7 protein-coding genes are annotated in these 6,684 nt (G+C 67.9%); 2 read left to right on the top strand and 5 right to left on the bottom strand.

The window, feature by feature from the left end; all coding sequences use genetic code 11:
* The 3 genes from AC1DOC_RS13525 to AC1DOC_RS13515 form a co-directional block, all read right to left on the bottom strand.
* Positions 1-1,348 (bottom strand): TRAP transporter large permease subunit (locus AC1DOC_RS13525; protein ID WP_478129923.1); only part of this gene is annotated, 1,348 nt, incomplete at its 3' end.
* Positions 1,345-2,013: a TRAP transporter small permease subunit gene (locus tag AC1DOC_RS13520; protein ID WP_015867701.1), complete on the bottom strand. Its 669-nt coding sequence runs from the start codon at positions 2,011-2,013 to the stop codon at positions 1,345-1,347. The genes AC1DOC_RS13525 and AC1DOC_RS13520, both read right to left, overlap by 4 nt.
* Before the next feature lie 120 nt (positions 2,014-2,133).
* Positions 2,134-3,243: a TRAP transporter substrate-binding protein gene (locus AC1DOC_RS13515; RefSeq protein ID WP_015867700.1), complete on the bottom strand. Its 1,110-nt coding sequence runs from the start codon at positions 3,241-3,243 to the stop codon at positions 2,134-2,136.
* Between the two features lie 221 nt (positions 3,244-3,464).
* Here AC1DOC_RS13515 and AC1DOC_RS13510 point away from each other — a divergent pair, with 221 nt between their 5' ends.
* Positions 3,465-3,878 carry a rhodanese-like domain-containing protein gene (locus tag AC1DOC_RS13510; RefSeq protein WP_062364223.1) on the top strand — a complete coding sequence of 138 codons (414 nt, stop codon included), beginning with the start codon at positions 3,465-3,467 and terminating at the stop codon, positions 3,876-3,878.
* 175 nt (positions 3,879-4,053) lie between these two features.
* Here AC1DOC_RS13510 and lysM read toward each other — a convergent pair whose 3' ends face one another.
* Complete coding sequence (gene lysM, locus AC1DOC_RS13505; protein ID WP_278874158.1) at positions 4,054-4,515, bottom strand: peptidoglycan-binding protein LysM; 462 nt, start codon at positions 4,513-4,515, stop codon at positions 4,054-4,056.
* A 134-nt stretch (positions 4,516-4,649) separates the two neighbouring features.
* On the opposite strand from lysM, the gene AC1DOC_RS13500 reads away from it, so the two are divergent.
* Positions 4,650-5,420, top strand: a complete 771-nt coding sequence (locus AC1DOC_RS13500) for a type III pantothenate kinase (protein WP_436288181.1) — start codon at positions 4,650-4,652, stop codon at positions 5,418-5,420.
* An 18-nt stretch (positions 5,421-5,438) separates the two neighbouring features.
* Here the strand turns inward: AC1DOC_RS13500 and AC1DOC_RS13495 are convergent.
* Positions 5,439-6,684, bottom strand: a 1,246-nt coding sequence (locus tag AC1DOC_RS13495) for a serine hydrolase domain-containing protein (RefSeq protein WP_478129922.1), incomplete at its 5' end; no start/stop codon positions are given.

Here is a 6,684-nt window from a genome sequence, read left to right as displayed (position 1 = left end):
ACTCGGTGGCGGTCGTGATGCCGAACAGGATCACGCCCAGCACCACCAGCGTGAGCGTGGCCAGCGGCATCACCGACGACACCAGCATGCGCAGGATCTCGAACTGCTCCGCGTCCATGCGCCAGTAGTACCAGGCCAGCAGCGCGAGCGTGAAGAGGCTGGCCAGCAGGAAGCCGGTGTAGAAGGCCTCGGGCACGGCGGCGGTCTTCGGCGCATCGACCGCTTCGCCCAGCTGCTGCAGGCCGCTCTCGGCCGCCGCGGGCGCCGGGGCCTCGCTGCCGGGGGGCTCCTCGACGCCGCCCGGCGGCTCCTGCAGGCCGTCTTCCGCCGTGGGCTCCTTCGGTGCATCGGACGTCGGCGGTTCGGCCAGCCCGGTTCCGGACGACGAAGCTTCGGGCGGCGCCTGCTGCTGCTGCGCCACCGGCGCCTTGCCGCTGCTGCTGTTGTCCGCCTGCGAGTAGATCGCCACGTACCACCAGACCGACCCCAGCGTCGCGGCCGCGAGCGCCAGCGGCACCAGCGCGCTCAGCAGGCCGCGCAGCAACATCCACCAGGTGATGCGCACGCCCTCGGCCGCGCCGCGCAGCGCGCGCGCCGGCGACACCACGGCCGCCGCGAGCGCGGGCAGCATGCGCGGCGAATAGCTGGCCGCGATGTGCGCAACCCAGGGCGAGACGGGGGCGCGCTGCTGGTCGGCCGGCAGCTTGGGCGCGACCTTCGGCTGCAGCATGGCCCAGCCGATCACGTAGACCAGGTAGAGAAAGGCGAGGAAGAAGCCCGGGAACATYGCCGCCGCATAGAGCTTGACCACCGACTGCCCGGCCACGGCCGCGTACACGATGATCATCACCGAGGGCGGAATCAGGATGCCGAGCGTGCCGCCCGCCGTGATGACGCCGGCCGCCAGCCGCGTGTCGTAGCCGGCGTTGAGCATCGGCCGCATCGCGATCACGCCCATCAGCACCACCACCGCGCCGACCAGGCCGCTCGCGATGCCCCAGAAGGTGCAGACGATCAGCGTGGTCACCGCGAGCGATCCCGGCACGCGGCGGAAGGCCAGCTGCACGCTGTGGAACATCTTGTCGACCAGCGCGCCGCGCTCCATCACGTAGCCCATCAGCACGAACAGCGGGATCGACAGCAGCGTCTCGTTGGTCATGGCACCGAAGGCGCGCTGCACCATCAGGTCGAAGATCCTGTTGTCCAGCCAGTGCGCGGCGGGATCGTAGAAGGCGATGAAGCCGAAGAACATGCCCAGGCCCATCAGCGTGAACGCCGTGGGAAAGCCCAGCATGATCACGACCACGATCAGGCCGAGCATCGAGAGGCCGAGTGCGGGTTCGCTCACTGGGTGCCTCCCGTCGTGCCGCTCTTGCGCTGCTGCGCGGCCTGCTCGATGGCCTTGGCCTTGTCGATCACCTCGCGCTTGTCGGCCTCGTCGACGAGGGTGCTGCCGGCGAGCTGTTCGCCGACCACGTCCATTTCCTCCGCGTCCTTCAGGCGCGGCGCCCACGCGCCAGTCTTCAGGCACAGCGCGCAGCGCACCATCTCCGCAATGCCCTGCAGCAGCAGCACGGCGCCGGCCACCGGAATCACGAACTTGAAGGGGTAGAGCGGAATCGGGACGGCATTGAAGGTCTGCTCGCGCATGGCGAGCGATTCGCCGAAGTAGGTCCAGCCCGACCAGGTGAGCGCCACCACGCCGGGCAGGAAGAAGAGGATGAACAGCACGAGGTCGAGCGCGGCCTGCGTGCGCGGCTTCATGCTGCCGTAGAGGAAGTCGCCGCGCACGTGGCCGGCCTGCGAGAGCGTGTAGGCGCCGCCCATCATGAACAGGGTGCCGTAGAGCATGTTGTTGGCATCGAAGATCCAGGCAGTGGGCGCGTTGAGCGCATAGCGCTTGAAGACCTCGCCGCACACCAGCAGCATCAGCGCCACGATGAGCCACGAGAAGGTCTTGCCCACGACCATGCTGAACCGGTCGACGGCGTGGAGAAAGCGTTGGATGGTCATGGCGAGATGGACGGGGACCGTTCGTGAAGCACCGTGGAGCCGGCCTTGCCGGTCCACAGGTGCTGTCGTCCCCTGGCAGGGAGTTGGCGAAGCGACACGAAGCGCGCGCAGACCGAGGGGTCAGCTCTTCTTCTTGCCGAAGTAGTGCGCGTAGGCCATCTTGAAGTCCACCCCGTAGTCGTTCTGCCATTGCAGCGCGCGTTCGGCGAAGATGCGCTGCGAATCCAGCACCTTCTTGAACAACGGGTTCTCCGCGGCTTTCTTCTCGATGGTCTTGTCCCATGCCGCGAGCTGTGCGCGCAGCACCGCATCGGGCGTCTTGTAGAACTTGATGCCGGCCTTCTTCATGTCGGCATAGTCCTGCGAGTTGCGCTGCACGGCCTTCCAGCTCATGTCGGCGCTCGCGGCCTGCACGGCGTAGTCGATGATGGAGCGCAGCTCCTGCGGCAGCGCGCTGTACTTGCCCTTGTTGAACAGCACCTCGAACTGCTCGCCCGACTGGTGGAAGCTTTGCAGCATGCAGTTCTTCACCACGTCGGGAAAGCCGAGCACGCGGTCACTCGACGCGTTGTTGAACTCGGCCGCATCGATCAGCCCGCGGTCCAGCGCGGGCACGATCTCGCTGCCGGGCAGCGGGTTCACCGCCGTGCCCATCTCGGTGAACATGTCCACCGCGAGCCCCACGGTGCGGAACTTGAGGCCCTTCATGTCCTCCACCTTGGCCACCGGCTTCTTGAACCAGCCCAGCGGCTGCGTGGGCATGGGGCCGTAGAGGTACGACACCACCTCCATGTTCAGGCTCTTGTAGATCTCGTCGAGCAGCGCCTTGCCGCCGCCGTAGTTGTGCCAGGCCAGCACCGTGTTGGCGTCCATGCCGAAGCCCGGCCCCGAACCCCACAGCGCGAGCGCCGAGTTCTTGCCGTAGTGGTAGGCGACCACGCCATGGCCGCCGTCCAGCGTGCCCTTGTTCACCGCCTCGAGCAGCTGAAAGGCCGGGACCACCGCGCCCGAGGGCAGCACCTCGATCTTCAGGCGGCCGCCCGCCATGTCATTGACCTTCTTCGCGAAGTCCTGCGCATATTCGTGGAAGATGTCCTTGGCTGGCCAGGTGCTCTGGAAGCGCAGCGAGGTGGTCTGGGCCATGCTGACCATCGGCGCCGACATGGCGCCTGCGGCCACGGCCGCGCCCTTGAGCAGGCTGCGGCGGCGGGGCGATTTGCTGTCTGTCATGTTGTCTCTCTCCGTACAAGTTCTGATGACAAGGAAACCCTGCCCGCCTCTTGGCGTTATCGTGTGGCAGGCCCAAGCCGCATCTTTGGCGCGCAGGAAAACGCGACAAACAGGGTTTTCACGAACTGGTGAAAAATTCCGTCATCCGGCGAGGGCGCCGGGCAACGAAAGAAGACCGCTGCCCTTGAAGTAACCCTATCGATTGGAAGGACGAGAAAGAGATGACCGAACCCGTTGGTGAAAAAGGCTATGCCGGCGACGTGACGCCCGAGCAGGCCGCGCAGTGGATGGCGAGTGGCGAGGCCGTGCTGGTCGACGTGCGCACCGATGCCGAGCGCGAATGGGTCGGCTACGTGCCCGGCGCCGTGCCGCTGGCCTGGAAGCAGTGGCCGGGCATGGCGCTCAACCCGGCTTTCGACGGCGGCATTCGCGCCGCGGGCGAAGACGGCAACAAGAAGCTGGTGCTGCTGTGCCGCAGCGGCGTGCGCTCCATCGCCGCCGCCCGGCGCGCCACCGAACTGGGCCTGGAGGCCTACAACATCCTCGAAGGTTTCGAGGGCAATCCGGACGAGAGCGGCCACCGCGGGCAGATCGGCGGCTGGCGCAAGCGCGGGCTGCCTTGGAAGCAGAACTAGGTTCGGGCTCGGGCTTTGTTCAGGGCGCGCTCCCGCCGACGGGGGACATTCGCGGAGGGGTGTACCCGGTGGCCTGTGCACGCCGCCCTGAACAACAGCGCCAAACAAAACCACCCAATAAAAAAGCCCACCGAAACCAGTGGGCCTTTCCGCAGCAGTTGGCGGTTGAATCAGCTCACAGCGCCGGAATGCGCAGCTTCTGCCCCGGATAGATCTTGTCCGGATGGCTCAGCATCGGCTTGTTCGCCTCGAAGATCGCGTTGTACTTGTTGGCGTCGCCGTAGTACTTCTTGGAGATGGCCGACAGCGTGTCGCCCTTCACCACGTCGTGGTACTGCGCCGGCGGGGCGGGCGGTGCGACCAGGTTGTTGTCGACGCTCGTCACGTTCGCCACGTTGCCCGCGGCCAGCGCGGCTTTTTCGCTGGCTTCCTGCGAAGGCGCCTGGCCGGACAGCGTCACCACGCCGCTGCTCGCGGTGTAGGTCACTTCCAGGCCCGTGAGGCCGAGATTCTGCGTCTCGATGTAGGTCTTGATGGCGGCCGCGGCCTTGGCGTTGGCGTCCGGCTCGGCCGCCTGCGCCGACGATCCGCCGAACAGCTTCTCGCCGGCTTCCTTGATGAAACTAAGCAAACCCATGGTTCTCTCCTTGCGCCTTGGTTGAGGGGAATCGCGAATGTAGCGGCGAAACCGGGCACGGCCGCGTAGGTCCGCGCCGCGTGTGTCAACGATGCGCCAGCATCCGCGACAACAAAGTCGCAATAATCCCGCCCATGGCATCCCCCTTCCTCGCGATCGACATCGGCAATACCCGCCTCAAATGGGCGCTCTACGATGCGGCGCATCCGGGGGCCGCGCTGCAGGCGCATGGGGCGGAGTTCCTCGACCACATCGAGCGGCTGGCCGACGGCCCCTGGGCCGACCTGCCCGCGCCCGGCTCCATGCTCGGCTGCGTGGTGGCCGGCGACGCGGTGCGCCGCCGCGCCGAGGAGCAGATCGTCGAGCGCTTCGACTGCGCGCCGCGCTGGGTGGTGTCGAGCGCGGCCGAGGCCGGCATCGTCAATGGCTACGACCATCCCACGCGGCTGGGCGCCGACCGCTGGGTGGCGATGATCGGCGCGCGCCACCGGATGCTGGACGCGGGGTCGGCGCGGCCGATGGTGGTGGTGATGATCGGCACCGCCGTGACGGTCGAGGCCATCGATGCCGGCGGCAAGTTCCTGGGCGGGCTGATCCTGCCGGGCCACGGCATCATGCTGCGCGCGCTGGAGTCGGGCACCGCGGGCCTGCACGTGCCGACCGGAGAGGTGCGCGAATTCCCCACCAACACCAGCGACGCGCTCACCAGCGGGGGTACCTATGCCATTGCCGGTGCAGTCGAGCGCATGGTGCAGCACGTGCGCTCGCACTGCGGCGCCGAGCCGGCCTGCTACATGACCGGCGGCGCGGGCTGGAAGATGGCGCCCGTGATGAACGGGCATTTCGAACTGGTCGAGAGCCTGATCATGGACGGCCTGCTGGTGATCGCCCAGGCGCGGGGCTGACCCCATCCAGGGCCTCGGTCAGGGCCGCATCAGCGCCTCGGCCACGGCCTGGAAGGCCGGCAGCGTGAGCGGATCGTTGCCCGCACTGGCCGCCACCGGGTGCGCGGCATAGCGCACGATCACCATTTCCGCCTTCGGATCGACATAGATGCTCTGGCCGTGGATGCCGCGCGCCATGTAGGCGCCGTGCGGGTTGTGCGTGACCCACCACATGTTGCGGTACGACCAGCCCGGCAGCAGCGCGTAGCCGGCCTTGGCGAACTTGGCCGGGTCGGCGCCGCGCGCGATGTCCTCGACCACCGCCTTGGGAATGGCCTGCTGCCCGTTGAGCGCGCGGCCGCCGTTGCGCATGGTCTCGCCGAAGCGCGCCAGGTCGCGCAGCACGGTGTTGAGGCCGCCGCCGCCCGACTCGGTGCCGATGCGGTCGACCATGAAGTAGGCGTCCTGCTCGGCACCGATGCGGCGCCAGATCTTCTCGCTCAGCAGGTCGGCGAGCGGCTGGCCGCTGGCGCGGCGCAGGATCCAGGCGAGCACCTCGGCGTTCACCGTCTTGTAGGCGAAGGCGGCGTCGTGCGCGCCTTCCTTCTTCAGCGTGGCGAGGAATTCGTAGAAGGACTTCGGGCCCGTGTAGTTCGGGCCCTGCGCCAGCATGCCACCGGCGCGCGCGTAGTCCCAGATCTCGGCCTTCGGGTCGGCGTAGTTTTCCGAGTAGTGCACGCCGATGGTCATGTCCATCACCTGGCGCACCGTGGCGTCGCCGTAGGCCGTGTCCTTGAGCTCGGGCAGGTAGCGCGTGACCGGCGCCGACGGGTCGAGCCTGCCCTCGTCCGCGAGGATGGCCGCCAGCGTGCCGACAAAGGACTTGGTGACCGACATCGCAATGTGCGGCCGCTCGGGCGTGAGGGCGCCGAAGTACTTTTCGTAGACCACGCGGCCGCGGTGCAGCACCAGGATGCCGTCGGTGTAGGTGCGCGGGATCATCTGGCCGAAGCTCAGCGTCTCCTCGCTGCCCAGCGGCTTGAAGGTCACGGCCTCGAGATCGCTGCGCGGCGCCGCCGGCAGGGGACTCGGCGCGCCGCTGCCGCGCCACACGTTGGCCGTGGGCACGGTTTCGCGCACATGCGAGAAGCTCCAGCGCGTGCGCGGAAACACGCCGCCCGCCGGATCGTCGAAGGTGATGAGCCTGTCGGGCGGGGGCGGAAAGCCCTTCATCCAGCCCATCGCCTCGACCGAGGTGGCCGCGGGATCGGGAGGGGAGGTGGCG

It is taken from the genome of Variovorax sp. 01T439_2, assembly GCF_056398445.1.
Note: the sequence above shows the minus strand (reverse complement) of the source record. Positions and strands in the feature narration are given on the sequence as shown.